The sequence below is a fragment of the Kribbella sp. NBC_01484 genome (assembly GCF_036227145.1).
GTDB lineage: Bacteria > Actinomycetota > Actinomycetes > Propionibacteriales > Kribbellaceae > Kribbella.
The window spans coordinates 1,663,920-1,688,442 of the sequence record NZ_CP109437.1; the positions used below are offsets into that span (position 1 = coordinate 1,663,920).

28 protein-coding genes and 2 tRNA genes are annotated in these 24,523 nt (G+C 69.0%); 12 read left to right on the plus strand and 18 right to left on the minus strand.

What is annotated here, in order from left to right:
* Positions 1-233: 233 nt before the first annotated feature.
* The 4 genes from OG555_RS08110 to OG555_RS08125 all read left to right on the plus strand — a co-directional run bounded on the left by OG555_RS08110 (position 234) and on the right by OG555_RS08125 (position 4,524).
* On the plus strand, positions 234-1,427 hold the full coding sequence (locus OG555_RS08110; protein WP_329482183.1) for a pyridoxal phosphate-dependent aminotransferase: 1,194 nt from the start codon (positions 234-236) through the stop codon (positions 1,425-1,427).
* A 43-nt stretch (positions 1,428-1,470) separates the two neighbouring features.
* Entirely contained in the window at positions 1,471-2,508 is a 1,038-nt protein-coding gene (locus OG555_RS08115) for an adenosine deaminase (RefSeq protein WP_329482184.1), read from the plus strand.
* The gene (locus OG555_RS08120) at positions 2,509-3,090 is read left to right on the plus strand and encodes a histidine phosphatase family protein (RefSeq protein WP_329482185.1); all 582 of its coding nucleotides are present in this window, start codon (positions 2,509-2,511) and stop codon (positions 3,088-3,090) included. It begins immediately after the preceding gene.
* A 63-nt stretch (positions 3,091-3,153) separates the two neighbouring features.
* Positions 3,154-4,524 carry a TrpB-like pyridoxal phosphate-dependent enzyme gene (locus tag OG555_RS08125; protein WP_328526075.1) on the plus strand — a complete coding sequence of 457 codons (1,371 nt, stop codon included), beginning with the start codon at positions 3,154-3,156 and terminating at the stop codon, positions 4,522-4,524.
* 21 nt (positions 4,525-4,545) lie between these two features.
* Here OG555_RS08125 and OG555_RS08130 read toward each other — a convergent pair whose 3' ends face one another.
* The gene (locus OG555_RS08130; protein WP_329482186.1) at positions 4,546-5,049 is read right to left on the minus strand and encodes a hypothetical protein; all 504 of its coding nucleotides are present in this window, start codon (positions 5,047-5,049) and stop codon (positions 4,546-4,548) included.
* 254 nt (positions 5,050-5,303) lie between these two features.
* On the opposite strand from OG555_RS08130, the gene OG555_RS08135 reads away from it, so the two are divergent.
* Genes OG555_RS08135 through OG555_RS08145 form a run of 3 tightly spaced genes read left to right on the plus strand, consistent with a single transcriptional unit; the run spans position 5,304 to position 8,149 of the window.
* Positions 5,304-6,845 (plus strand): hypothetical protein, encoded by a 1,542-nt coding sequence (locus OG555_RS08135; protein WP_329482187.1) that lies wholly within the window; start codon positions 5,304-5,306, stop codon positions 6,843-6,845.
* A 13-nt stretch (positions 6,846-6,858) separates the two neighbouring features.
* Positions 6,859-7,488, plus strand: coding sequence for a 2'-5' RNA ligase family protein (locus OG555_RS08140; protein WP_329482188.1), 630 nt, complete (start codon positions 6,859-6,861; stop codon positions 7,486-7,488).
* 13 nt (positions 7,489-7,501) lie between these two features.
* On the plus strand, positions 7,502-8,149 hold the full coding sequence (locus OG555_RS08145; RefSeq protein ID WP_329482189.1) for a hypothetical protein: 648 nt from the start codon (positions 7,502-7,504) through the stop codon (positions 8,147-8,149).
* A gap of 142 nt (positions 8,150-8,291) precedes the next feature.
* On the opposite strand, the gene OG555_RS08150 is transcribed toward OG555_RS08145, so the two are convergent.
* The 3 genes from OG555_RS08150 to OG555_RS08160 are packed head-to-tail and all read right to left on the minus strand — an operon-like array spanning position 8,292 to position 10,134.
* The gene (locus OG555_RS08150) at positions 8,292-9,317 is read right to left on the minus strand and encodes a UDP-N-acetylmuramate dehydrogenase (RefSeq protein ID WP_329482190.1); all 1,026 of its coding nucleotides are present in this window, start codon (positions 9,315-9,317) and stop codon (positions 8,292-8,294) included.
* The gene (locus tag OG555_RS08155) at positions 9,314-9,715 is read right to left on the minus strand and encodes a MaoC family dehydratase (RefSeq protein ID WP_329482191.1); all 402 of its coding nucleotides are present in this window, start codon (positions 9,713-9,715) and stop codon (positions 9,314-9,316) included. The genes OG555_RS08150 and OG555_RS08155 overlap by 4 nt, the downstream gene beginning before the upstream one ends.
* Positions 9,712-10,134, minus strand: a complete 423-nt coding sequence (locus tag OG555_RS08160) for an FAS1-like dehydratase domain-containing protein (protein ID WP_329482192.1) — start codon at positions 10,132-10,134, stop codon at positions 9,712-9,714. The genes OG555_RS08155 and OG555_RS08160 overlap by 4 nt, the downstream gene beginning before the upstream one ends.
* A gap of 80 nt (positions 10,135-10,214) precedes the next feature.
* Between OG555_RS08160 and OG555_RS08165 the strand changes: the two genes are divergently transcribed.
* Positions 10,215-10,961 carry a hypothetical protein gene (locus OG555_RS08165; RefSeq protein WP_329482193.1) on the plus strand — a complete coding sequence of 249 codons (747 nt, stop codon included), beginning with the start codon at positions 10,215-10,217 and terminating at the stop codon, positions 10,959-10,961.
* A gap of 79 nt (positions 10,962-11,040) precedes the next feature.
* Here OG555_RS08165 and rpmG read toward each other — a convergent pair whose 3' ends face one another.
* The 4 genes from rpmG to OG555_RS08185 all read right to left on the minus strand — a co-directional run bounded on the left by rpmG (position 11,041) and on the right by OG555_RS08185 (position 12,540).
* A complete protein-coding gene (gene rpmG, locus OG555_RS08170) occupies positions 11,041-11,208 on the minus strand; it encodes a 50S ribosomal protein L33 (protein WP_325036947.1) in 168 nt (55 codons plus the stop codon).
* Positions 11,209-11,274: 66 nt separating this feature from the next.
* Positions 11,275-11,348, minus strand: a tRNA-Met gene (locus OG555_RS08175).
* 50 nt (positions 11,349-11,398) lie between these two features.
* Positions 11,399-11,471 (minus strand) — tRNA-Thr (locus OG555_RS08180).
* A 124-nt stretch (positions 11,472-11,595) separates the two neighbouring features.
* Complete coding sequence (locus OG555_RS08185; RefSeq protein ID WP_329482194.1) at positions 11,596-12,540, minus strand: NAD-dependent epimerase/dehydratase family protein; 945 nt, start codon at positions 12,538-12,540, stop codon at positions 11,596-11,598.
* Positions 12,541-12,669: 129 nt separating this feature from the next.
* On the opposite strand from OG555_RS08185, the gene OG555_RS08190 reads away from it, so the two are divergent.
* On the plus strand, positions 12,670-13,302 hold the full coding sequence (locus OG555_RS08190; protein ID WP_329482195.1) for a DUF899 family protein: 633 nt from the start codon (positions 12,670-12,672) through the stop codon (positions 13,300-13,302).
* On the opposite strand, the gene OG555_RS08195 is transcribed toward OG555_RS08190, so the two are convergent.
* From OG555_RS08195 to OG555_RS42775, 5 genes are all read right to left on the minus strand, one after another.
* On the minus strand, positions 13,299-13,523 hold the full coding sequence (locus tag OG555_RS08195; RefSeq protein ID WP_329482196.1) for a hypothetical protein: 225 nt from the start codon (positions 13,521-13,523) through the stop codon (positions 13,299-13,301). The two genes, OG555_RS08190 and OG555_RS08195, sit on opposite strands and share 4 nt — an antisense overlap.
* The gene (locus OG555_RS08200; RefSeq protein WP_329482197.1) at positions 13,520-14,299 is read right to left on the minus strand and encodes a DUF1684 domain-containing protein; all 780 of its coding nucleotides are present in this window, start codon (positions 14,297-14,299) and stop codon (positions 13,520-13,522) included. Before OG555_RS08200 ends, OG555_RS08195 begins: the two co-directional genes overlap by 4 nt.
* The gene (locus OG555_RS08205; RefSeq protein WP_329482198.1) at positions 14,296-15,402 is read right to left on the minus strand and encodes an LLM class flavin-dependent oxidoreductase; all 1,107 of its coding nucleotides are present in this window, start codon (positions 15,400-15,402) and stop codon (positions 14,296-14,298) included. The genes OG555_RS08200 and OG555_RS08205 overlap by 4 nt, the downstream gene beginning before the upstream one ends.
* Positions 15,392-17,347, minus strand: a complete 1,956-nt coding sequence (locus tag OG555_RS08210; RefSeq protein ID WP_329482199.1) for an FAD/NAD(P)-binding protein — start codon at positions 17,345-17,347, stop codon at positions 15,392-15,394. Before OG555_RS08210 ends, OG555_RS08205 begins: the two co-directional genes overlap by 11 nt.
* 88 nt (positions 17,348-17,435) lie before the next feature.
* Positions 17,436-17,510 (minus strand): putative leader peptide, encoded by a 75-nt coding sequence (locus OG555_RS42775; protein ID WP_405072118.1) that lies wholly within the window; start codon positions 17,508-17,510, stop codon positions 17,436-17,438.
* Positions 17,511-17,851: 341 nt separating this feature from the next.
* Between OG555_RS42775 and OG555_RS08215 the strand changes: the two genes are divergently transcribed.
* Positions 17,852-18,778, plus strand: coding sequence for a M23 family metallopeptidase (locus tag OG555_RS08215; protein WP_329482200.1), 927 nt, complete (start codon positions 17,852-17,854; stop codon positions 18,776-18,778).
* Positions 18,779-18,809: 31 nt separating this feature from the next.
* Here the strand turns inward: OG555_RS08215 and OG555_RS08220 are convergent, their stop codons facing one another.
* From OG555_RS08220 to OG555_RS08230, 3 genes are read right to left on the minus strand one after another with little or no spacing between them, the layout of a single operon-like run.
* Positions 18,810-19,331, minus strand: a complete 522-nt coding sequence (locus tag OG555_RS08220) for a GNAT family N-acetyltransferase (protein ID WP_329482201.1) — start codon at positions 19,329-19,331, stop codon at positions 18,810-18,812.
* Between the two features lie 44 nt (positions 19,332-19,375).
* Positions 19,376-20,461, minus strand: coding sequence for a sensor histidine kinase (locus tag OG555_RS08225; RefSeq protein ID WP_329482202.1), 1,086 nt, complete (start codon positions 20,459-20,461; stop codon positions 19,376-19,378).
* A gap of 18 nt (positions 20,462-20,479) precedes the next feature.
* Complete coding sequence (locus OG555_RS08230; RefSeq protein ID WP_329482203.1) at positions 20,480-21,142, minus strand: response regulator transcription factor; 663 nt, start codon at positions 21,140-21,142, stop codon at positions 20,480-20,482.
* A gap of 37 nt (positions 21,143-21,179) precedes the next feature.
* On the opposite strand from OG555_RS08230, the gene OG555_RS08235 reads away from it, so the two are divergent.
* On the plus strand, positions 21,180-21,866 hold the full coding sequence (locus OG555_RS08235) for a M15 family metallopeptidase (RefSeq protein ID WP_329482204.1): 687 nt from the start codon (positions 21,180-21,182) through the stop codon (positions 21,864-21,866).
* Here OG555_RS08235 and OG555_RS08240 read toward each other — a convergent pair.
* Positions 21,863-22,384: a GNAT family N-acetyltransferase gene (locus OG555_RS08240; protein ID WP_329482205.1), complete on the minus strand. Its 522-nt coding sequence runs from the start codon at positions 22,382-22,384 to the stop codon at positions 21,863-21,865. The genes OG555_RS08235 and OG555_RS08240 overlap by 4 nt on opposite strands.
* 39 nt (positions 22,385-22,423) lie before the next feature.
* Between OG555_RS08240 and OG555_RS08245 the strand changes: the two genes are divergently transcribed.
* Complete coding sequence (locus OG555_RS08245) at positions 22,424-22,987, plus strand: helix-turn-helix domain-containing protein (protein WP_329482206.1); 564 nt, start codon at positions 22,424-22,426, stop codon at positions 22,985-22,987.
* On the opposite strand, the gene OG555_RS08250 is transcribed toward OG555_RS08245, so the two are convergent.
* A complete protein-coding gene (locus OG555_RS08250) occupies positions 22,954-24,513 on the minus strand; it encodes an FAD-dependent monooxygenase (protein WP_329482207.1) in 1,560 nt (519 codons plus the stop codon). The genes OG555_RS08245 and OG555_RS08250 overlap by 34 nt on opposite strands.
* Positions 24,514-24,523 lie beyond the last annotated feature (10 nt).

Sequence of the window (24,523 nt, forward strand, 5' to 3'; positions counted from 1 at the left end):
CGCCGTACCGCGACCAGAACCATACAGCCTCCACCCGGTCCCAACGGACCACACCCCCCGCGTGTTCCCGGGACCACAGTCCTTCGGGTACGACGTACGCCGAACCGCCAGGCCATCTCAATTCGCCCCCTCGCCGACGCTCCCGCCTGGAGCCGGCCGGATCGCGCGATTGCGATGGCCTGGCGGTCCGGCCCCGCGGAGGCGCCGCCGTGAGGCAGTGCCAGGATGGGCACATGGGTTCCAGGATCTCGGCGCGGATCGGCGCCATCAGTGAATCGGCGACGCTGGCGGTCGACGCCAAGGCGAAGGCGCTCAAGGCGGCCGGTCGACCGGTGATCGGGTTCGGGGCCGGCGAGCCGGACTTCCCGACGCCGGACTACATCGTCGAGGCCGCCGTGGCGGCGGCCCGGGATCCGAAGAACCACCGCTACAGCCCGGCCGGTGGCCTGCCGGAGCTCAAGCAAGCGATCGTCGAGAAGACCAGGCGCGACTCCGGCTACGAGATCGAGGCCGCCCAGGTCCTGGTCACGAACGGCGGCAAGCACGCGGTCTACAACACGTTCGCGACCCTGCTCGACCCCGGCGACGAGGTGCTGCTGCCGGCGCCGTACTGGACGACGTACCCGGAGACCATCCGGCTGGCCGGCGGGGTCCCGGTCGAGGTGCTCGCCGACGAGTCGCAGAACTACTGCGTCACCGTCGAGCAGTTGGAGGCGGCCCGGACCGAGAAGACCAAGGCCCTGCTGGTCTGCTCGCCGTCCAACCCGACCGGCGCGGTCGAAAGCCCGGAGGCGATCGAGGCGATCGGCCGCTGGGCGCTCGAGCACGACCTCTGGGTGATCACCGACGAGATCTACGAGCACCTGACCTACGGCGGCGCGAAGTCGACCTCGATCCCGGTCGCGGTGCCGGAGCTGGCCGACAAGACCGTCGTACTGAACGGTGTCGCCAAGACGTACGCGATGACCGGCTGGCGGGTCGGCTGGATGATCGCCCCGTTGGACGTGATCAAGGCCGCGACGAACCTGCAGTCGCACCAGACCTCGAACGTCTGCAACGTCGCCCAGCGGGCCGCGATCGCCGCGGTCTCCGGTGACCTGTCGGCGGTCGAGGAGATGAAGAAGGCCTTCGACCGGCGGCGGCAGACCATGGTCACGCTGCTGAACGAGATCCCGGGCGTCGAGTGCCCCGAACCGACCGGCGCGTTCTACGCCTACCCGTCGGTCAAGGGCGTCCTCGGCAAGGAGATCAACGGACGGACGCCGTCGACCTCGGCGGAGCTGGCCGAGATCATCCTGGACGAGGCCGAGGTCGCGGTGGTCCCCGGCGAGGCGTTCGGCGCGCCCGGCTACCTTCGCCTGTCCTACGCGCTCGGCGACGCCGACCTGGCCGAGGGTGTCGGCCGGATCGCCAAGCTGCTGAGCTGACCCGGATTTCTCCGGGACGGTACGGGATCGGTAACCTTCGGTAATGACGCAGCGGGATCTGCGGGTGCTGCCGAAGACACACCTGCATCTGCACTTCTCCGGGTCGATGCGGCACCTGACCCTGGTCGAGCTGGCGGACACGCACGGAGTCCGGCTGCCTGACGCGCTGCGCACCGACTGGCCGCCGGAGCTGTCGGCGGCCGACGAGCGCGGCTGGTTCCGGTTCCAGCGGCTGTACGACATCGCGCGCTCGGTGCTCCGCACGGAGGACGACGTACGGCGCCTGGTCCGCGAAGCGGCCGAGGACGACCGGGCCGACGGCTCCCGCTGGCTGGAGATCCAGGTCGACCCGTCCGGGTATGCGAACCGCTTCCACGGGATCACGCCGTTCACCGACCTCGTCCTGGACGCCGCCCGGGAGGCATCCGCCTCGACGGGCATCGCCGTACAGGTGATCATCGCGGCCAACCGCACCCGGCACCCCCTCGACGCCAGGACGCTGGCGCGGCTCGCGGCGCAGTACGTCGGGCGTGGCGTGGTCGGGTTCGGCCTGTCGAACGACGAGCGCCGCGGGACGACCTCCGAGTTCGCCCCGGCCTTCCGGATCGCGCGGAATGCCGGACTGCTCGCCGCACCGCATGGCGGTGAGCTGTGTGGGCCGGCCACGGTCCGCACCTGCCTGGACGAGCTGGGAGCCGGCCGCATCGGCCACGGCGTGCGCTCGATCGAGGACCGCGACCTGCTGAAGCGAGTCGTCGACGCCCAGGTCGCCCTGGAAGTCTGCCCGGCCTCCAACGTCTCGCTCGGCGTCTACCACCGCGCGGAGGACGTCCCGCTCCGCCAGCTCTACGAGGCCGGCGCCCGCATCGCTCTGGGCGCCGACGACCCCCTGCTCTTCGGCTCCCGCCTCGCCGAGCAGTACGAAACCGCCCGCACAGTCCACAACTTCACCGACCAAGAGCTCGCCGACCTGGCTCGCGGCTCGGTCCTGGCATCCACTGCCCCGCCCGAAGTCCAGAAGGCCCTCCTGACCGAGATCGACCACTGGCTCGGTGCTCCTGCCGCAGTTCCGGCGTACTAGGTGTACTTCGAAGCCGTCTACCTGGCCCGCCACGGCCAGACGGAGTGGAACGTCGCAGGGCGCCGCCAGGGCCGCCTTGACTCACCACTGACACCTCGAGGCCTCCGCCAAGCCCGCCGCAACGCGGACCTACTCAGCAGCCACCAGATCGACGCAATCTTCACCAGTCCACTCGGCCGTGCCCGCCGTACGGCGGAGATCGTCGGGGAGACGCTCGGTCTGCCGATCCAGGTGCTCGACGAGCTGGCCGAGATCGCACACGGTGCCTGGTCCGGGCTTACCTCCGCCGAGATCGACGCAGGCTGGCCCGGTCAGCGGGCAGCCCGGGAGCAGGACAAGTACGCCTTCCGCTTTCCCGACGGCGAAAGTTACGCGGACGCCGACGTCCGGGCCGGGCGGGCGCTGGCGGAGGTGGCTCGAAGCGGCGCGCGACGGCCGCTGCTGGTCTCGCACGAGATGATCGGACGGATGCTGTTGAGGCAACTGGGCGTAGCGGACTCGTTGCAGCTCCGGCAGTCGTCCGAGCTGATCTACCGGGTGCGCTCCGACGGCGAACTCGATGCGCTGACCGCGGCAGAATAAGTGCCGGCTCGGTTCCGAGGCAGGGCATTGTCCGGGCACCGGAGCGCGCCGTAGTTTTCAGGCATGACGCCGACCAAGATCCTGCTGCCAGAGGACGAACTGCCGACCCGTTGGTACAACGTGCTGCACGATCTGCCGACGCCTCCGCCGCCGGTGCTGCATCCGGGGACGGGGCAACCGATCGGTCCGGAGGATCTGGCTCCGCTGTTCCCAATGGATCTGATCCTGCAGGAGGTCTCGCAGGAGCAATACATCGACATCCCGGGCGACGTGCTCGACGTGTACCGGCTGTGGCGGCCCAGTCCGCTCTACCGGGCGCACCGGCTGGAAAAGGCACTCGATACGCCGGCGCGGATCTACTACAAGTACGAAGGCGTCTCGCCCGCGGGCTCGCACAAGCCCAACACCGCCGTACCGCAGGCCTACTACAACGCGAAGTCCGGTGTTCGGAAGCTCACCACCGAGACCGGCGCCGGGCAGTGGGGGACCGCACTGGCGTTCGCCTGCGCGCAGTACGGGCTGGAGTGCGAGGTCTGGCAGGTGCGAGCGTCGTACGACCAGAAGCCGTACCGCCGGACGATGATGCAGGTCTTCGGCGCGACCGTGCACCCGAGCCCGTCGGACCTGACCGAGGCCGGCCGGAAGATCCTGGCCGGGGACCCGGACTCCCCCGGCTCACTGGGGATCGCGATCAGCGAGGCGGTCGAGGCCGCCGTCCAGGATCCCGAGGTGCACTACGCGCTCGGCTCGGTGCTCAACCACGTGCTGCTGCACCAGACGATCATCGGTGAGGAAGCCCTGATCCAGCTCGCCATGGTCGGCGAGACACCGGACCTGTTGGTCGGCTGCACCGGCGGCGGGTCGAACTTCGGCGGTCTCGCGTTCCCGTTCCTGCGGGAGCGGTGGGCGGGCCGGATGTCCCCGGTCATCCGGGCGGTCGAGCCGGCCGCGTGCCCATCACTGACCCAGGGGACGTACGCATACGACTTCGGCGACACGATCGGGATGACGCCGCTGATGAAGATGCACACCCTCGGCCACGACTTCGTTCCCGACCCGATCCACGCCGGCGGCCTGCGCTACCACGGCATGAGCCCGCTGATCAGCCACCTCTACGAGACCGGTGAGATCGAGGCGATCGCCAAGCAGCAGTCCGAGTGTTTCGCGGCCGGCGTGCAGTTCGCCCGCACCGAGGGCATCGTCCCGGCGCCCGAGCCGACGCACGCCCTCGCCGCCGCGATCGAGGAAGCCCAACGCTGCAAGGAGTCCGGCGAGGAGAAGGTCATCCTCACCGCCCTCTGCGGCCACGGCCACCTGGACCTGGCCGCCTACGACGCCTACCTCACCGGCGCGATGACCGACCGCTCCTGGGACGACGCCGATATCCAATCCTCCGTAGCCCAGGCCTTGTCCCGCCTCCCCGTCCTCAGTTAGAAGGGCGACCGCTTCCACTATCTATTGCCCGCCGCGCTTCCACCACGGCTTGGGCCGCTTGGCCACGGCCGCCAGCCAGTCATCCGGAACGCCCCACCCCCGAGCGGTCAACGCCTGGAAGTACTCGGCCTTCAGACTGTCCGGCAACCAGTACGTCGCTCTGTGCTGCCCAACGACCTCGAAGTACGTCGTGCGGTGGCGTGCACTCCACACCGTCGCCTGGTTGGAGCTGTACGCCAGCCGCACGTAGTCCCATCGCGCCTGCGCATCCTCCATGTCGAAGCCACGCTCGACCACCCGGCCGCTCGCCCGCGGCTCACCCTCGATTCCCGCGATCAGCTCCTGGACGAGAGCCCGGTCGTCCGTCATCTCGTCCGGCAACCGCAAGCCCACCGGATCCAGCACCACAGCCCCCAACCGCGGCCGCGCCACCTCGAGAAACACCTCCAGCAAGGCGAATCCCTCTTCGGCCCGCTCGAAGCGGTCCAACTCGGCGCGCAGTGTGGTCACGGCTTCCTCGGGCACGCGGCCACTCTAATCTGACCGGGCCTGCCCCCATCTGCCCCGACCTGCCCCGGCCGATCACGCTCAGCTAGAGCACCGCAGCCACCCGGTGGCTGACGGGACGGCGCCCACACCCCCTGACCGATGCCCTGAAAGCCCTTACACCGTGGGAAATCCGGGGCAACCCGGGGCATTCCGGGGCATCGTGGGGCAGCTCGTCCACAGCGGCGATTTTCGTGGTCGCAGAGGGTGTGCGCACACCTACAGTTACCGCCATGTCAGAGGCCAACGAGTTGTTGCGCACCGCGCGGGAGCACACGCCGTCGCGCCGCGCGCCGGGTGCACACATGTCCCGGGCGGAGCTCGCCGAGACGGTTTGTGCCTGGTTGTGGGACACCACGGAAGTCAGGTACGAGCTGGACGGTCACTACATCGCCAAGCTGGAACGCGGCGCCGTTCGCTGGCCTGGCGCGGCGTACCGCTCTGGGCTGCGCTATGTCCTGAACGTTGCTTCAGACAACGAACTCGGCTTCAGTCCGCCGCCTGGAGTGGTGGTGACCGAGCCGGAGCTGACGCTGCCGTCGACCGTCGGGCTCGAGGACGACGTGAGCGACGCCGGTGACGAGTCGATCTCGTTCCTCACGTTCGCGGAGCAGTCCAATGTCGGCGACCTCACCGTCGAGCAGCTACATGCCGACATCCTCGGCATCGCCCAGAACTACCTCCGCGCACCGACCCGGCCGCTGTTCGTCCGCAGCCGCAGCGTCCGCGACCGTGCGTTCCGGCTCCTGGCCGGCCGACAATCGCCCAAGCAGTCCCGCGACCTCTACTCGGCCGCCGGTTGGGCGATCACCCTGCTGGCCTGGATGTCCGTCGACCTCGGCCGGCCGGACGTCGCCGAGCGCCACACCCGGACGGCCTGGGCCTGCGCCGAGGCCGCCGATCACGACGTACTGCGCGCCTGGATCCGCGCCACCCAGCACACCGCCGCCTTCTGGCAGGACGACTTCGCCGGCGCCGCGGCGTACGCACAGGACGGCCTGCGGTACGCCGCCGGCACGTCGGCCCTGTTCCTCGCCAGCGCAGCCGCGGTCGATCTCGCCCGCTGCGGACGGGCAGACGACGCCCGCGACGCGCTCGGCCAGGCCAAACGAATGCCCGCCACACCAGCCGACTCCGAACCACCCGGCCTGTTCATCTGTACGCCGGAACGCGCCGAAGGCATCTGGTCAGACGCATATCTCGCGCTGGGAGAAGCCCGCCACACCCTCGGTCACGCGGACCGCGCCGTCGCCATGTTCGAGGCAGCCCCACATCTAGTCCGGAACTTCGGCTCGGAACGGATGGTCCGCCTGCAACAGGCCAAGGCACGCCTGACCCTCGGTCAACTCGACGGCGCCACCGAGACCCTCGAGCCCGTCCTCAGCACACCCCTCGAATACCGGGTCCGCCCCTTGATCCATCGCATCAGCGAGGTCGCGGTCCTCACAGCGCCGTACGCCCGGACCCCGCAGGCCCGCCAACTCCGCGAGCAAATCCGCGACTTCACCCAGCACCCCGACCTCCCCGCCCGCCCAACCCGCACCCGCCGCCGCAAGCCGGGGTCGGAGCGCCCCGAAGCAGCAACCGCAGCCAAGGACCCGAAGCCGCTCGAGCCACCCAAACCCCAACAGCCAGGCTCCCAACGGACGGACGCACACCCGGCGGACGTGCACCCGACGGACGTGCAGGCTTCCGATCCGCGCGGATCCGATGACCACCGACCTGAACCGCAGCAGCCCGATGTTCAGCGGGCTCGTGCGGTGCCGCATAGCTGAGAGGAGCGGTCGCATGGTCGACCGAGTTCGCGATCATTGGTATTGGCGGCCGGGCTGGCGAGCCGGGCGCTCCTTCTATACCTGGCACATCACCTTCGAGAACGATCCGATCCTCAGCGATCTGCACGCGGCCTACCAGCCAGTGATCAGATCGCTTCCCGGTCTCACTCGTGTCCCGGTGCAATGGCTGCATCTGACCATGCAGGGCGTCGGGTTCGCCGACAAGGTCACGCAGGAGGACCTCGACCCGATCGTCGACGCCGCCCAGCGCAGGCTCGTACTCATCCCCCCGTTCGAGATCCGCATCGGGCCGGCGATCGTCGATGTGGAGAGCCTTCAGCTCCCGGCCCAGTCCGTCGACCGGCTCCGCTGGCTCCGCGCCCAACTCCGGGCGGCGATCACCGACGTCTGGGGCCCCGACACAGTCCCTGCGCTGCCCGAGCTCGAACCACACATCTCCCTCGGCTACTGGAATCAGGCCGCCGACACCGAGCCACTGAAGAAACGTGTGGCCGCCTTGGGAGGCGAGATCGCCAAGACGCACGTCACTCACGCCAGCTTGATCAACCTCAACCGAGACCACGACTGCTACGAGTGGACGACCTACGCCACAGTGCGCCTGGGCGTCCCCAGTCAGCTCTGACCAGGAGATGTCCGTGACAGACAAGACCTCTACGGCCCTGACCCACAGCTCGGCCGCCGGCGTGATCCGGGCGCTGCTCGACTTCCGCAGCGTCTGGACCACCCACGACCTGGTCGCCCTCAGCCGGGTCCCCGCACCCACGATCCACCGCGTCGTCACCTGCCTCGAACACGAGGACCTGGTGACGCGGACCGCCGGCGCGATCGTCGCCGTACCCGACTGGACTGCTCTCCTCCGCCGCTGGAGCCAGGACTTCCGCTTCGACCAGAAGAACACCGTCACCCACTGGCAATCCGTCGGAGGCCTGAGCGCCCTGCTCGACCGGATCCCGACCACCACCGTGCCGTACGTCGTCACCGGCACCTTCGCAGCGCACCACTGGGTCGGCGCAACTCCCGCCAACCCGCTGACCGTCTACACCTCCGACGCCCACGCCGCCGCCGAAGCCTGGAACCTCATCCCGAGCGCGACCGGCAACGTCGTACTCGCGACGCCGTCAACCGATGTCGTGTACTCGCGCCCCCGCAAAACCACCACCAGTCTTCGCCTGGCAGCGCCCACCCAAGTCCTCACCGACCTCCTCACCGGAGCCGCCCCGACCGCCACCGCAGCCCCTCTCCTCGCCTGGATGCAAGACCACGAACTGGAGTGGCGCTATTGACCGCCGCCGCGCCCGACATTCCGCCGGCCTTTTCAGGGCTGCGACCGAAGGACAGGTAGTAGTCCCCGCTCGACGCGTCGGAGCAGGCTTGGCCCCGCGTGACGAACCGCCGGACGGGGACCACTACCCGTTCTTCGGTACGTCAGAGGGTGCAGTTCACCAGGACTGGTTCGTTGACCAGGGTGATGTTGAAGGCTTGCTGGACCTGGGTGCGGACGTGGGCGGCCAGCGAGAGGAGTTCTTTGGCGGTGGCGGTGCCGCGGTTGGTGAGGGCGAGGGTGTGTTTGGTGGAGACGGCGGCGTTGCCGATGGTGAAGCCCTTGGAAACGCCGGCGTGTTCGATCAGCCACGCGGCGCTGGTTTTGACGCGGCCGTCGGGCTGGGGCCATTGGGGCGCGCCGGCGGGGACCTCGGCGGGGGTGTCGAGGATGGGGTTGGTGAAGAAGGAGCCGGCGCTCCAGGTGTCGTGGTCGGCCGGGTCCAGCACCATGCCCTTGCTGCGGCGCAGGCCGAGGACGGCTTCGCGTACGTCGGCCATCGGCGCCCGCGACCCCGGTTCGACATCGAGCACTCGCGCGAGTTCGGCATACCCGACCGGGGCGGACAGGTCGCCGAGCTTCAACTGGAAGGCGACCTCGAGTACGACGTACCGCGACGGGTCGGCCTTGAAGCGGGAGTTCCGGTAGCTGAATCCACAGTCGGCGGCGAAGACCGTGCGGACCTGGTTGTCGACCCGGTCCCATACCCGGACCGACGCGATCGTCTCCGCGACCTCGTGACCGTAGGCGCCGACGTTCTGGACCGGGGTGGAACCGGTGAGGCCCGGGATCCCGGACATCGACTCGAGACCGCTCCACTCCTCGGTGATCGCGCGCTGGACCACCGCGTCCCAGTCCTCACCGGCCTGAATGTGGACCATCGCCCCGGAGCACGCATCCGCATCGACCCGGATACCGGAAGTCGCGATCTTGACCACGGTGCCGCGGAAGCCGTCGTCGCCGATCACCACGTTGCTGCCGCCGGACAGCAGCAGCACCGGTTCCCCGGCGGCGTCGGCGTCGCGGACGGCGGTGATCAGGTCGTCTTCGCTGCTGACCTCGAGGAGTTTGTCGGCCGGCCCGCCGATCCGCAGGGTGGTGAATTCGGCCAGGGGTACCTGCGTTCTCACGAGACGCGCACGACCGCCCTGGCCCGGCCGAGCACCTTCTCCTCGCCGGCGATCGCGGTGATGTCGATCTCGGCCAGCCCGTCGGTGACCTTGTCGACCTTGGCCGAGAACGTCACGCTCGCACCCTTGTCGTCGTCCGGTACGACGACTGGCTTGGTGAACCGTACGCCGTACTCCACCAGGTCGGCCGGGTCGTCCAGCCAGTCGGTGACCACGCGGGCCGCGGACGCCATCGTGAGCATGCCGTGCGCGATCACACCGGGCAGCCCGAGTGCGGCGGCCATCCGGTCGCTCCAGTGGATCGGGTTGAAGTCCCCGCTGGCTCCGGCGTACCGGACCAGGTCCTCACGGCGGAGGGTGACGGTCAGCGGCGGGAGCTCGGTGCCTACCTCGATCATGCGTCCGCCCGGTTGTGGGAGATCGTGGAGGTCGAGGTGGCGATCGGTTCGCCGTCGACCGTGGTCAGGGCGGTCTCGTACATGATCACCTCGACGTCACCGGCCTTGCGCACGGTGGTGATGGCGGCGGTCGCGGCGATGTCGTCGCCGGCCTTGATCGGGCGGGTGTAGGTGAACTTCTGCGCGCCGTGCACGATCCGGTCCAGCCGCAGGCCGAGCTCCTCATCGGTCAGCAGTTGCTCCAGCGCGCGGCTCCCGAGCATGAACGCGAAGGTGGGCGGCGCGATCGCGTCGTCGCCCCGGTACGCCGGGTTCGGGTCGCCGATCGCGTCCGCGAACTCCCGGATCTTCTCCCGGCCGACCTGGTAGGACTCGGCGGCCGTGTAGCTCCGGCCGACCATCGTGGCGTCGATCGTCATATCGGAAGAGCCTACTGGCACACTGAGACCCCGAGTGCCGCCACCCACTCACCGGGAGACCCGACTGGGGAAGGTTGAACGTGACGGCAGTGACGGCGCTGGCCAGGTACGCGCCTCGGTACAGACTGGAGATCGGCGAACCTACGGGCTCCGAGTGCCTACGCGTGGACCGGATCCTGGAGCCGGACAGTCCCGAGCTGACAGAGCTCCTCAAGCGCGACCACGACGCCAGCGGCCACCGGACGGACCACGCCAACGCGCTGAGCCTGATGTCCTTCTACGCCGGTCGCGCCCCCGCGACCGCGCTGCTCCTGTGGGCGCTGGAGGGTCATGTCCTCGACATCCGCCCGCACAACCTCTGGGTGCGCCCCCATGACGGGCACGGACTGGCGGCGGTCGCCGTACGCTCCGCGAGCTTCCTCCCGGGCGGTCTGGAGACGCTGTACGACGTGGTTCTCCAGCAGCACCTATTACCTCTGTCCGCCGAACTGCACCGCCGTACGCGAGCCGGTCTGCGCCAGTTGCACGGTGGCGTGGCGGCGGGGTGCGCGATGGGGTTCTGCGCTGCGACCCGCGAGGAAGTGACAGTCGAGCCGGCGTACCTGCTGGAGCGTTGGCGGACCTTCGTAGCCAAGGCCCCGGGCGGTCTGGCGCGGCTCGGTGACGTGGAGATCGCGGCCGGGAAGCTCGTCTACCTCCGCAACACCTGCTGCCTCTACTACACGAGCGAGGTCGGCACCGGCACGCTCTGCGGATCCTGCTGCCTGACGCCGCGTGACGAGCGTCTCACCGCGTACGAAGGCGGCCGCCCGATCCTCACGGTCTAAGACACGCACAGTGCTCGTCGGGCACAGCGAAAGGGCCGCTTCGGTCAAACCGAAGCGGCCCTCGCGAAAGTGCTGAAGGTCAGCGGGTCTCGCGGTGGTCGGTGTGGTCGTTGCAGCGGGCGCAGTACTTCTTCAGCTCAAGACGATCCGGGTCGTTACGCCGGTTCTTCTTGGTGATGTAGTTGCGCTCCTTGCAGACGGTGCACGCCAGCGTGATCTTCGGGCGGATGTCGGTTGACTTGGCCACTGCTGCCTCTTCTTGTCAGGAGTGCGCAACTTGGGTGATCGCACTCTCAGGTACTGCGTTGATAGGTAGCGGGGGCGGGAGTCGAACCCGCGACACCACGATTATGAGCCGTGTGCTCTAACCACCTGAGCTACCCCGCCGGGAGAGTCCGTCACCCCACCCGGCGGACCGGGTGAGATGGCGTGCTCAGAGCCCCTTTACGGAATCGAACCGTAGACCTTCTCCTTACCATGGAGACGCTCTGCCGACTGAGCTAAAGGGGCGGGCCGAGGAGAGAGATTACACGGTCCGCCGCCCCGATGTGAAATCGAGCCGGGCGCACCTTGCGGGCCCCTCAGTCCGTCCCGGAAAGCATACCGGGTTCCAGAGAGTGCTTCTGACCAATTTTCACGCCAGTACGGCGTCATCCGCGGAGAAGTCGCCGGACGCATCGGCCGGCGGGTTCTCCAGGTACCACCGGACCGACGTGCGCAGGGTCTCCACCGGATCGACCGGCGACCAGCCGAGCACGGCACGAGCCTTCGACGAGTCCAGCAGGAGGTCCTGGCTGAGTGCCCCGGTGAGCGACAGATCGGCCGGCAGCAGGTCGTCCCGGACCTTCACCAGCTCCACGTCCGACGCATCCGCCGCCGCCAGGATCTGCTCGGCGAGCAGCCGGTACGGCGCCGTCGCCGGCTCCACCACGTTGATCGCCTCCCCGCGATGATCCCCGGACAGCGCCAACGACACCGCCGCGGCGACATCCCCGACGTACACGCGGCTGAACAAGAACTGCCCCGACCCGATCGGGATCCGCGACCGCCCGGCCCGCACGCGGCGCAGGACGAACTCGAACCGCTGCTGATAGTCGTGCTCGCCGTACACCGCCCCCAGCCGCAGCACCGTCGCCCCACGCGGCAGATACCGCTCCTCCATCTCCAGGTTCTCGTACTTCGGCCCGTCGACGAAGCGCCGTGTCCGCAACGGCGACTCCTCCGTCAGCGGCACGGCGTCCGTGGTCCGCTCCGAGTGCAGGCCGTCGTACGCGCGGTAGACGTCACAGCTGGAGATCGCCACCAGCTTCACCGACGAACCCACTGCCTCCAGAGCCGCGTCGGCCGCCACCGCGTTCATCCCGGAGATGTCGACGAGCGCCTCGGGATCGAACGGCTTCAGCGCCGCTGCCAACGCCGTGCCGTCGTTCCGGTCGACGTGCGCGTGCTCGACGTCCACCAGCCCGGCCGGCTCGTGTTCCCCGCGGTGCACCACCAGCAACTCATGTCCCTCCCCCGCCAGCCGTTCCAGCACTGCCCGACCGATGAACCGAGTGCCGCCCAAGATCGCAATCCGCATGCACCCAGTCCTACCCGTCGGCATCGCGGCGGTGAAGCACCGTCTGCGGTCAGCAGACGTGTGACGGTCGATGTCGAAACTCGGCCCCCGGCTTCGTCATACGGTCAGGACCAGACGAGAGGACGAACCATGACTGACAACAAGGCACTGCCTCCGGTCGTGTCGGCCGAGGAGTGGGAGAAGGCCCGGGCGGAGCTGCTCACCGCCGAGAAGGAGGCCACCCGGGCGCAGGACCGGATCGCGGCGCAACGGCGACGGCTGCCGATGGTGCGGTTCGGTGAGTACACGTTCGCGTCGACGGGCGGGCCGGTGACGCTGCGCGACCTGTTCGGAGAGCACCAGCAGCTCGCGCTCTACCAGTTCATGCACAACGGCCCGGACCACTTCTGCCCCGGCTGCACGCACTTCACCAAGCAGGTCACCGACCTCGACGGACTGGCCCGGAACGGCCTCGCCTGGGCGACCGTGTCGGACATGCCGCTCGACCAGATGGCCGGCTACTGGAAGCAGAAGGAGTGGACGGTGCCGTTCGCCTCCTCGGCCGGTACGACGTTCTCCGCCGACTGTGGAGCCGGCGGCGGCTTCCTCCTCAACCTGTTCCTCCGCGACGGCGAGGACGTCTACCGCACCTACTCCACCGGCCAGCGCGGCGTCGACCGCATCCTGTTCGTCAACAACATGCTGGACCTGGCGCCGTACGGCCGGCAGGAGGCGTGGGAGGACTCACCGGAGGGCTGGCCGCAATACCCGACGTACGGCTAAACCCAAACACGGCCGGGGTACGACGAGCGCAGTACCGGCATCACCTCCGTGACGAAGGCCTCCATCGAGGCCCGGTTCTCGTCTTCCGGGAGCCCGGCCACCTCCAGGGAGATGCCGGACAGCTCGTGCCCGAACGCGGCCTGGTACCGGCCGAACTTGTCGATCACCTGCTCCGGCGACCCCGGCGAGTTGTCGATCAGCGTGTACGTACAGAACTTCACCGGACCTTCTTCTCGCCGGCAGTCACGGGCAGGCCGAGTCGGTTGCCCGCGACCGGGGCCGGGCAGGTCCCGTACGCCGTGAACGCGAACGGCAGGTTGATGGTCCGGTTGAAGTCGATCAGCACCGACTGGTCACGCTCGACGATCCCCGTGGTCACAGTGCGCCAAGGAGCCGTCTCCTCGCCGTTCGTCTTGTCGTGGAAGGACAGCGCGAGCCGTCCACTCCCGGCTGCCGTCGCCACCAGCTCGTACGCCGACCCGCCGAGCGCCACGTGCACAGTCCCGACCGCAGTGACGTGCTGACGCAGGTCATCGCGCGCCGTGGAGACCTCTACCTTCTGTGGCGTCGCATAGGGCGTGTAGTACCCACGCACAATCCAGTCCGGGTCTACCGGGTACGTCGGTACGCCGGTGAAGTCCCGCCTGGTCGCCGTCCGTGGGTCGCGTTGGCGAACGGCGTACCGTCCGCCACGCAGTACGAGCTCGGCGAGGCGGTCGCCGTGCAGCAGCCAGCTCAGTGAGCCGGCCTCCGCGACGCTGGCCGCGGTCTCACCGTGCACCGGCTCACCGCCGAGCGTCAGCTCACCTTCGGCCCGCACATGCGCCCGTTCGGCGTCAGCCCACCACCTGCCGGGCAATCCGGGCAGGGCGGTCGGTGCCGAGGGCAACCAATCGAAGGCGGCAATGGACAGCCAGCCGTAGTCCGTGTCCAGATCCTGTTCGCGGGCCGCGTGCCAGGTCTGCCAGTCCTGCTCAAGATCAGAGACGACGGTCATGAGGCGACGTCCTTCCGGATGTTCTGCTCTCGGTGGGCGACTTCGGAGCGGACGAGCGGGATCACGTAGCGGCCGAAATCGATCGCGTCGTCGTAGATGTCGTAGCCGCGGGCGGAGAAGATCCGGATGCCGAGATCGTAGTAGTCGAGCAGGGCGGCCGCGACGGTGTCTGGCGTACCGACCAGGGCGGTCGAGTTCCCGCCGCCACCGGTCAGGCCGGTCGGTGCGGTCCAGAGTGCGCGGTCGTGCCGCTCGCCTTCCGCGACGGCCTTGAGCAACCGCTGCGATCCCGCATTCTCAGGATTCTTCGAGCGAAGGCGGGACGGGGCGCCGCCCGCCTGCACGTCCTTGATCCGGCCGAGGATGCTCTCGGCCTTCTCCCACGCCAGCTCCTCGGTCGGCGCGAGGATCGGGCGGAACGCGATCTGGATCGTCGGCCGATCCGCTCGTCCGGCGTCGGCAGCCGCCTTGTCGATTGTCGACAACTGCTCGCGGGTACCCGCCAGCGGTTCGCCCCAGAGCGCGAAGATGTCTGCCTCAGCGGCTCCGACCGCATACGCCGCGGCCGACGAGCCACCGAACGAGATCCGCGGCCGCGGCTGCTGCAGCGGCTTGATGTCGGCCACGAACTGGTCGAACCGAAAGTGCTCGCCATGGAAGTCGAAGCGTTCGTCCGACGTCCACGCCCGCTTGAGGATCTGGATGAACTCGCGGGTGCGCCCGTACCGATCGTCCTTGGCCAGGAAGTCACCCTCCGCGGCCTGATCCGCGGTCGACCCGCCGGTGATCACGTGCACCTCGAACCGGCCGCCGCTGATCTGGTCGAGCGTCGCGAACGTCTTCGCGGTCAGCGTCGGGTAGGCGACGTTCGGCCGGTGCGCGACCACCAGGTTGATGCGCTCGGTCCGGCCGGCGACGTACGCGGCGACCTGAGCCGGATCGGGTGAACCCGAGTGGTAGGCGAACAGGATGCGGTCCCAGCCGTTGTCTTCGTGCGCGCGGGCGAGCTTGGCGGTGTACTCCAGGTCCAGCGGGCCACCGGTTCGCGGTGTCACCTCGCTGGCCGGGTTGGTCCCGCCCATCCCCAGGAACTCAACTGGCATGACGTTCTTCCTTCCGTACGGTCGGTGCGAGCAGGCTGAGCAGGTGCCGGGCGACCGCGTCGTTCTGGCGGAAGCCGGGACCGTTGAAGTGCGGCCGGGAGAAGCCGGACGATCCGGCCGAGCCGGAGACAGAAGGCCCAAGCAGGAACAGGGCCGGGTGGACGGTGCCGTCAGCCTGGATCGCCCGGCAGTGCGAGTCCGCCTTGAGCTGACCGCCGCCGAGGCTGGTCCCGTCCGCGGCGAACAGTTCGTCGGCCGCGAGTACGCCGGACTCCAGCAGCCCCCGCAGCAGCGGATCGGTGGTGGCGAGGACGTCGGGACGTGGCAGCCGAGCCTCGACGAACGCGCGGGCGCGGATCTCCCCGGCCACCCCGGTGCTGCGGGCAACGAAGTGATCGTTGTCGATGTCAACTTCCAGGTCAGGCCCGGCGAAACGGACGATCCCCGCGCGATGCAACGCAAGCAACTCCTCGAGCCGGCGCGGGGGCGGACCACTCGCCACGAACGAGAAGAACCCGTGCCACTCCGTCTCCACCCGCCGCACCCGATCCTCATCAGACAACCGGCCCTCGGTGATCGCCTGCGACAGCACGCTGTAGATGCTCAGCAACGCGTTGAACACCGCCAGATCGGCCGAGTACGCCGGATCCGCCCGGCGCAGCAGATCCGTCTCGATCAGCCCGGTGAGAAACCGCTCGAACCGCTCCCGGTCCCCGAAGAACCGCCCACCCAGCGGCCGATCCACCTCGGATCGAACAAACCGATCCGCGGGATCCGGTACGGCGGCGCACACAGCCACCCCGAATGCGTCATCGGCTCCGGGGCCGCCGGGTCGCCAACTGTCGAGGGCCTCGGCGAACCGTTCCCATGGCCACCTGGTCCGCTCCGGGTGGGCGGTGAACAGTTGCTGGTAGTGGGCGAAGGCCAGTTCCTTGTCGATGAGCGGGGCGATCTGGCTTTGGAAGTCGAGCACGCCAGCACCGAACTCGGCCAGCGCCGCCTCGGTGAGATAGCGGGTCGGCACCGGCTTGGTTCCGGCGACCGTGTAGCCGAGTTTCGCGTGATACGGAACGCCTCGGCGGGAGCCGACGTACAGGACGGGCTCGTCACCGGACGGGTGATAGGTGAGCACGCCGTCGCACTCGTCGTACCAGCCGCCGCGACCCTCCGTCAGCAGGACCATCAGGTCGATGAAGGCCTGGCCGAACCCACGGACGATGACATTCTCGGCCGGCCACAACTCATCGAGGTCGACGTCCGCGGTATAGCCGGGTGGAATGTAGGTCAGACCAGCGTCCGCCGCCTGCGCGGCCCAGGCCGCTTCCGATGCTGTCGGCAACCGATCGAGATAGCCGAGCGCCAGCACCACGACGTCGGCGCGAATCTCCTTGCCCGAGGCAAGAATCACTCGATGGTCGGTGGTCAGCGCGACCGCCCGCTCCAGATGCGTGGTGACCGTCGCCGGCAGGTCTCGCACGACCCGCTCCCAGACCCAGGCCAGGTACTCCGCCTGCACCAGCCGCGGCGGAAAGTCCATCGGCCCCGGCAGGTCGAGCCCCGCCTTCTCCAGAACCACAGCCCCTTCCCCGGCCACCCAGGTCGCAAGATCAGGGCCGGGGGTGATCGGCCCCTCACACTCCACCGACTCGTCGGTGAAGATCGTCACGTCCGACGTCATCGAGTTCATCCACAACAACCGCGACTGCTCCCGCCGCCAGATCCGCCCCCCACCCGCCGGATACGGATCCACCACATGAACCTCCACCGGCCGCCCGCCCAGCAACTCCTCCGCACTCGCCGCAAACCGCTCCAACAACCCGACAGTCCGCGGCCCACCACCCACGAACACAACGGACGCCGCGTCGTTCCACTCGGGGTGGACGCGGAGCGTCGTGCCGGTCATGAATGGTGGGGTGGGGCGTAGCGGGTAAGGGCTTGCGGGCATGGGGACTCCTGGCTTGGGCAGGATCGCGGGCATGGCGGGGCGGGCGTCCGGAAGGACGCCGTGAAAAGGTGCGCGAGGTGAGCTCAGGTCAGCGCTGACAGAGGGCGCTGGAGACGCGGAGGAGGTCGACGTGGAGGCGGTAGTACGGCAGTTCGCGCGTCATCTCCGTCTCCTCTCGTCGCTCGTGTCATCCCAGTATGTGATGGCGTTGAAAGATTAGTAACTTGGTCGACAAAGCTCTCATTATGTGGACGGCTTATACAGGTCCGGAGGGGCGGCTCGGCGCCGTCAGTCGGGTGATCCGCATCACGCCCGCTTTCAATTACCCGGCAGTCGGGTTCACGCCTGAGCGCGTACGCGGCGGTAGGAAACCTTCACGGTGTGTGTGCGATTTCGTTCATCTGTTGGCAGTCTGCGTTTGAGGGCCTCGGACCGCCTCGTTATGGTCGATGAGGCTGTCGCACCCCCTCCCAGCGACGGCTGCCCCTCCCTGGAAGGTTTCTCGTGCCCTCTCACCTCGACGTGCCCGGAGCAGAACGGCCGGCACCGCGTCGTCCGGATGCACCGCGTCGGGCGGCCAAGCATCGTTCCTCCCGACTAAGCCGACTAAGCCGCAAACGCCGTACCCAGCTGATCGGCCTGACCGCCGCACTCGCTGCCGCGGCCGGCACCACCGCCGTCGGCCTCAGTTCCTCCGCGAGCGGACCGTCCGCCACCACGACCACCGGCCTGAACCCCTCACAGGCCGGCGATCTGACCGCGGCCCGGATCGAACGACGTGACCTCGGCTCCCGGGACGCGTCCAGGGTCGACCTGTCCGCGACCCGCAAGGCCCAGGCCGACCAGATCGCCAAGCAGCGCGCCGCCCGGCTGGCCGCGACCGCGACACTGACGCAGCGCCGGTCCCTGGCGCTGGCCGCGGCCAAGGCGGCCAACGCCAAGAAGGCGGGCGCCAAGGCGCGCGCGCTCGCCGCGGCGAAGGCCGCCGCGATCGCCAAGGCCAAGGCCGCCGCCGCTGCGGCCGCAGCCGCGCCGAAGGTCGTCCTCCCGACCACCGGCTACCACCTGACCGCCCGCTTCAACCAGGCCGGTGGCCGCTGGGCGCACAACCACACGGGTCTCGACTTCGCGGCTCCGATGGGTACGCCGGTGCGCTCGGTGATGGCCGGCGTGGTCATCCAGGCCGACTGGGAAGGTGCCTACGGTCGCCAGGTGAAGGTCCGGCACTCCGACGGCACGGTCACGTCGTACAGCCACATGTCCGAGTTCGACGTCTCGGTCGGTCAGCACGTCCAGGCCGGTACCAAGGTCGGCGCGATCGGCATGACCGGCAACACCACCGGCCCGCACGTCCACCTCGAGGTCCTCCCGGGTGGCGGCGCTCCGATCGACCCGGAGCCCTGGCTCCGCGAGCACGGCCTCAACCCGTAGTACCGAGGAACCTGCTCCTCCTGGCTTCTCGTCAGAGGGTCTTGGCCATGTCGACGCTGGCTGTGTAGGTGCCTTCGATCAGGAACTCGTTCGGGTGGGTGCCTTCGATGACGTAGCCGTGGCGTTCGTAGAGGCGGCGGGCGGCGGTGTTGGTGCTGTGGAGGTGAAGGCTGATCTTGCGCGCGTCGCGGAGTCTGCCCTCCGCGGCGGCCGCGGCCAGCAACGTGCTCGCCACACCCCGGCCGCGGGCTGACTGGGCGACGGCCAGGCCATTGATGGTGAGGACGCCGGCGCCTTCGGGGAACGGGTACTTGTCCTGGAGCCGGAGGTAGCCGACGACCTCGCCGTCGTACTCGGCGACCAGGTGTGCCTCCGGCCCGCAGCGGGCGAAGAAGGTGTCCTTGATGGTCTCCTGGTACGACGGGAATCCGGACGAGGCGTCCCAAGCGGTCCGGTCGATCGCGAGCAGCGCGGCGTCGTCGGCCTCGACCGCACGGCGAACGGTCAACGGCTGGTCGGTCGAGCGGTCAGCGGGCAGGCGGTGTTCACTCACCCCACCATCCTCGCCCGCCGACGAGGTCAGCCCACGCAGGGCCGTCAGCCGACCAGGTCGGCCGTCGGGAGGACGACGGTGACGGTCAGCCCGCCACCCGGGATCGGCGCCAGGTCGAGGCTCCCGTGGTGGGTCTCGACGATGCGGTCGACCAGCGCGAGCCCCAGTCCGTGGCCGGCGCCGTACCGGGCCTTGGCGAACGGCTCGGTAAAGGTGCGGATCCGCGCGGGGTGGAGCACCGATCCGGTGTTCCGTACGACGAGCCGCCCGGGCGCGACCGTGATCGCGACGGAGCCGCCGCCGTGCCGGATCCCGTTCTGCACCAGGTTCACGACCACCTGGTGCAGCAACACCTCGTTGCCCTCGACAACCGACTCCGCGAGATCGCAGGTGAGTTCGACCTCGGCGGCGCGCGCCTCCGAGGAGAGCGCCGGCAACGCGGACCGCACCACTGCCGCGAGATCCAGCGGATCCAGCTCGACCGACCGGTTGTTGAGTGCGGTCAGGCTCAGCAGCGCCTCGACGATGTCGATCCCGCGCTGATTCGTCTCCGCCAGCCGCTTCACCAGCTCCGGGACGTCCTGGTGATCGGGATCGGCGGCCGCCACCTCCAGCATCGTCTTCATCACCGCGTGCGGCGTCCGCAACTCGTGCGAGGCGTTCGCCGCGAACCGCCGGTACTGCTCGAAGGACCGCTGCAACCGACCCAGCATCTCGTCGAACGTGTCCGACAGGTCGGTGAACTCGTCCCGGATCCCGGTGAGCCCGATCCGGTGGTCGAGCGACCCACTGGCCGCCTTCCGCGCCGCCGCGGTGATCTCCTGCAGCGGCTTCAGCATCCGCCCCGCGAGGAACCACCCACCGACCAGTCCGGCGATCGCCAGGAACCCGAGCGCCCACCCGGACAGCGTCACCACCAGGTGGAGGATGTCCCCGCGCGACGGCGGAAGCACGCGCCGATCGCGCGGGTTGGCGCCGTTGAGTGGGTAGTTCGGCACGATCCTGAAGACCAGCCAGATGATGCACGAGACGACGGCACCGGCGATGACCAGCAGACCCGCGTAGCTCAGCGTCAGCCGCAACCGGACCGTCAACCGCGGCCGCCAACTCATCAACTGTTCGTCACTCACGCGTTCACCGCCTGTCGCTCACGCTTCGCCGACCCGGTAGCCGACGCCGGGGACGGTGTGGATGACCCACGGATCGCCGAGCCGTTTCCGCAGCGCCGAGATCGTGATCCGCACGGCGTTGCTGAACGGATCCGCGTTCTCGTCCCACGCCTTCTCCAGCAGTGTCTCGGCACTGATCACCCCACCGCGGGCGGCCATCAGCACCTCCAGTACGGCGAACTGCTTCCGCGTGAGCTTCACGTAGTGCCCGAACCGGTACACCTCCCGTCGATACGGATCCAGCCGGACCCCGGCGTACTCGAGCACGGTGGGCGCGGCCGCCGCCGGTCGCCGGACCAGGGCTCGCAGCCGGACGACGAGCTCCCGCAGCTCGAAGGGTTTGGTCAGGTAGTCGTCGGCGCCGAGCTCGAAGCCGATCACCTTGTCGTCGAGATCACCGGCCGCGGTCAGCATCAGCACCCGGCAGCTGATGCCCTGCGCAACGATCTGCCGGCAGACCTCGTCACCGCTCACTCCCGGCAGATCACGGTCCAGCACGACCACGTCGTACGCGTTCACCGTGACCGCCTCCAGCGCGGCATTCCCGTCGAAGGCCAGGTCGGCGGCGATCGCCTCCAGCCGCAGCCCGGCCTGGATCGCCTCGGCGAGATAGACCTCGTCCTCGACGACCAGCACCCGCATACCGACCATTGAACCAGGCCGGACGTATCGAAAACGTATGCCGAAACGCAGACGCTCCGGCAACATCGGTCCGGCTGGACTGGTGGCCATGCTGACCGATCAACTCGTAGCCACCCGCAAACGCGAATACCGGCTGACGGTCCTCACCGCCCTGGCGATCGTTGCCGCCGTCACCTGCCTGACCCTGTCCTCCTGTACTGCGGTCTCTGCGCAGGGCGACCCGGCACCGTCGACCGCCGACGCGCCGGCCGGCATCCCGAGCACCGCGACCCGCGGCGCGCGCAGCGGCCCGCCCGGCGCCGCCGACGGCGTCCTGCCGGACCATACCTCCGCCTTCGACACCAGCCTGCCCGGCGTCGCGAACCTCGCCCCGGCGCTGCGCAAAGCGGTCCAGCAGGCCGAGCAGACGATGAAGGAGGACGGCATCACGATGCAGGTCACCACTGGATGGCGGAGCAAGAAGTATCAGCAGGAGCTGCTGGACAAGGCGGTCCGCAAGTACCGCAGCAAGAAGAAGGCCCTCGAGTTCGTCTCCACGCCCGACGAGTCGCACCACGTCACCGGTCACGCGGTCGACATCGGCCCGACCGCCGCGGACGACTGGCTGATCCGTAAGGGCAACCGCTTCGGGCTCTGCCAGACCCAGTCCAACGAGAGGTGGCACTTCGAGCTCGTCACCACCCCGGACGGGACCTGCCCACCGATGACCAGGACGGCTTCCTAGCGGGTCTCCTCCGGCGGATCCGGGAGTACGGCGAGGGGACGCTGACGCCAGTGCACGTCGTGCCAGGCATCGAGCTTCCAGCCGATCTGCCGATAGGTCCCGATCGACTCGAACCCGAGCGCCTTGTGCAGCCCGACGCTGGCGTCGTTCGGCAGCGTCATACCTGCGATCGCCGTCCGGAACCCACGCTCGGCCAGCCGCTCGAACAGCGCCTCGTACAGCGCTCGCCCGCCGCCGGTCCGGCGGCGTCCGGGCTCGAGGTAGACGCTCACCTCACAGGACCAGCGGTACGCCGCTCGCGGCTTCATCGGACCGCCATACGCGTACCCGACGACGCGACCGTCGTCCTCCAGCACCATCCAGGCGTGGGTCGCCTGCGCAGTCGCGATCCGCGCCGCCATCTCCGCGGCGGACGGCGGCTCGATCTCGAAGGTGATCGCCGTATCGGTGACATAGGGCGTGTAGATCGCCACACAAGCCTCGGCATCGAGCTCGGAGGCGTCTCTGATCTTTGGCATGTCACGATAGTAGCCACAACTGACGCTATAGTGGCAAGCATGTTGGATGAGCTGTCCGCCTCACTCGCGGCGACCGTGCAGGCTGCCCGGGTCGCGCAGGACCTGTCGGTGAACGCGCTCGCCGAGCGTTCCGGGGTCTCCCGCGCGATGATCGGCAAGATCGAACGCGGTGAGGCTCAACCGACCGCCGTACTGCTCGGCCGGCTGTCCGGCGCGCTCGGCATGACGTTGTCCGAGCTGGTCGCCCGCGCCGAGAACACCGGTGAACTCCTCCGGCGGGCCGGCGACCAGCCGGTCTGGACGGACCCGGCCACCGGATACCGGCGGCGGGCCGTCTCACCGGTGACCGACAGCCCGCTCGAGCTGGTCGAGGTCGAGCTGCCGGCCGGTGCCTCGGTGTCGTATCCGGCCGACGCCTACATCTTCAAGTACCAGCAGCTCTGGATCCTCGACGGACACCTGCGCTTCCACGAGGGCCCGCTGGTCCACGACCTGCGCACCGGCGACTGCCTCCAGCTCGGCTCGCCGTCGGCCACCACATTTCACAATCCGGAGACGACCCCTTGCCGCTACCTCGTGGCGCTGGTCAAGGGCCGCTCCTGAGGTACGCCGAACCAGCGGGCCAACGCGTCCCGCAAGCCGTCCTGCTCCGCGACACCGTCCTGCTCCGCGGCCCAGGCGACGTAACCGTCCGGCCTGATCAGTAACGCGATCGGCGACTCACCGCGTCCGGCGACAACGTCGACCCGATCCCTGGCCACGGTCGCGGCGTACGACGCCTCCGATGTCACGCCCGCGGCGAAGGGCGCCTCCGGGGTCAGGTCGAGCAGCAGCGGACGGCCGGTGCGCATCAGCTCGGCCAGTCGAGTCCCGTCGACCATGAGATCCGGCGCCCAGCGGCCGATCAGCGGATGCGGGCCGTCGTGGTAGCAGATGTCCGCGCCGGTGATCAGGTCCGCGATCCGCTGCACGTTCCGCGGCTCGGTCAGCAGCTCACCGAACAGCTCCCGCAACCTGGTGACGTCGTTGCCTGGGGCAATGAGTGCCGACTGGGCCTGGGTCTGCATCACGACCCGCTGCCCGACCGGCCGGCGCTCCGACTCGTAGCTGTCGAGCAGGCCGTCAGGAGCCCAGCCCTGCAGCTCGGCGGCTAGCTTCCAGCCCAGGTTGACCGTGTCCTGCAGGCCGAGGTTCAGTCCCGGGCCGCCGATCGCGGAGTGCACGTGCGCGGCATCCCCGACGAGCAGCACCCTGCCTTCGCGGAACCGGTCAGCGAGGCGGCTGTTGCCTCCTACGACCCGGCGCAGCAGGTGCGGCCCGTCGCCGTCCGGCGGAGTCAGCGGGAGATGGACCCCGAGCACCCGGTCGACGCTGTCCTGCAACTCCTCCAGCGTCATCGGGCCTTCGGGCGGTACGTCGAACTCACCGGTGCTGACGACCGGCGGCCGGCCGGGCAGCTGGCCGTACAAGAACAGGCCGCGCTCGGTCCGGTGATGCATCAGGCCGGGGATCACGCCGTAGCCGGGGATCGACAGGGCTCCGGTGCCGGGATCGACGTACTCGAGTGGCACCTGCGCGTTCGCCGTACGGGAGACCATCGTGTCGTTGGTGATGCCGGGGAAGTCGATGCCGGCCAGTTTGCGGGTGAGGCTGCGGCCGCCGTCCGCGCCGACGAGATAGCGAGCCGTCACGTGGTACGGGCCATCCGGGCCGGAGATCTCGACCGTGACGGAGTCGGTGTCCTGGGCGAACCCGATCAGCTCATGGCCGCGGCGGATCTCGGCTCCGAGCTCGAGCGCCCGTTGCTGGAGGACTTCCTCGATCCGGCGCTGCGGCACCGGCAGCATGTACACCGGGTTCGGCTCGATCGTGCTGAGGTCGAGTGGGAACGCGCCGAACATGTAGCGCGGCTGCGGCTGCGGTGGACCCGGAGTACCGCTGAGGCGTTCGTACAGGCCGCGACGGTCAAGCATGCGGACGACCTGGCCGACCAGGCCGTTCGCCCGGGGCACCTCACTGGCCTCCGGCAACCGCTCCAGTACGATCGGCCGCACTCCGGCCAGCCGCAGTTCACAGGCGAGCATGAGGCCGTTCGGTCCGGCCCCGGCGATGACGACATCTGCATCCATGGCACGTGTC

Excerpts from the sequence above, each read along its gene's own strand:
- OG555_RS08235 (WP_329482204.1), top strand. The coding sequence starts at position 21,180 with ATGCCGAAACGCAGACGCTCCGGCAACATCGGTCCGGCTGGACTGGTG.
- OG555_RS08240 (WP_329482205.1), bottom strand. The coding sequence starts at position 22,384 with ATGCCAAAGATCAGAGACGCCTCCGAGCTCGATGCCGAGGCTTGTGTG.
- OG555_RS08115 (WP_329482184.1), top strand. The coding sequence starts at position 1,471 with ATGACGCAGCGGGATCTGCGGGTGCTGCCGAAGACACACCTGCATCTG.
- OG555_RS08135 (WP_329482187.1), top strand. The coding sequence starts at position 5,304 with ATGTCAGAGGCCAACGAGTTGTTGCGCACCGCGCGGGAGCACACGCCG.
- OG555_RS08210 (WP_329482199.1), bottom strand. The coding sequence starts at position 17,347 with ATGCCCGCAAGCCCTTACCCGCTACGCCCCACCCCACCATTCATGACC.
- OG555_RS08250 (WP_329482207.1), bottom strand. The coding sequence starts at position 24,513 with ATGGATGCAGATGTCGTCATCGCCGGGGCCGGACCGAACGGCCTCATG.
- OG555_RS08190 (WP_329482195.1), top strand. The coding sequence starts at position 12,670 with ATGACTGACAACAAGGCACTGCCTCCGGTCGTGTCGGCCGAGGAGTGG.
- OG555_RS08110 (WP_329482183.1), top strand. The coding sequence starts at position 234 with ATGGGTTCCAGGATCTCGGCGCGGATCGGCGCCATCAGTGAATCGGCG.
- OG555_RS08245 (WP_329482206.1), top strand. The coding sequence starts at position 22,424 with ATGTTGGATGAGCTGTCCGCCTCACTCGCGGCGACCGTGCAGGCTGCC.
- OG555_RS08205 (WP_329482198.1), bottom strand. The coding sequence starts at position 15,402 with ATGCCAGTTGAGTTCCTGGGGATGGGCGGGACCAACCCGGCCAGCGAG.
- OG555_RS08230 (WP_329482203.1), bottom strand. The coding sequence starts at position 21,142 with ATGCGGGTGCTGGTCGTCGAGGACGAGGTCTATCTCGCCGAGGCGATC.
- OG555_RS08140 (WP_329482188.1), top strand. The coding sequence starts at position 6,859 with ATGGTCGACCGAGTTCGCGATCATTGGTATTGGCGGCCGGGCTGGCGA.
- OG555_RS08185 (WP_329482194.1), bottom strand. The coding sequence starts at position 12,540 with ATGCGGATTGCGATCTTGGGCGGCACTCGGTTCATCGGTCGGGCAGTG.
- OG555_RS08160 (WP_329482192.1), bottom strand. The coding sequence starts at position 10,134 with ATGACGATCGACGCCACGATGGTCGGCCGGAGCTACACGGCCGCCGAG.
- OG555_RS08155 (WP_329482191.1), bottom strand. The coding sequence starts at position 9,715 with ATGATCGAGGTAGGCACCGAGCTCCCGCCGCTGACCGTCACCCTCCGC.
- OG555_RS08200 (WP_329482197.1), bottom strand. The coding sequence starts at position 14,299 with ATGACCGTCGTCTCTGATCTTGAGCAGGACTGGCAGACCTGGCACGCG.
- OG555_RS08125 (WP_328526075.1), top strand. The coding sequence starts at position 3,154 with ATGACGCCGACCAAGATCCTGCTGCCAGAGGACGAACTGCCGACCCGT.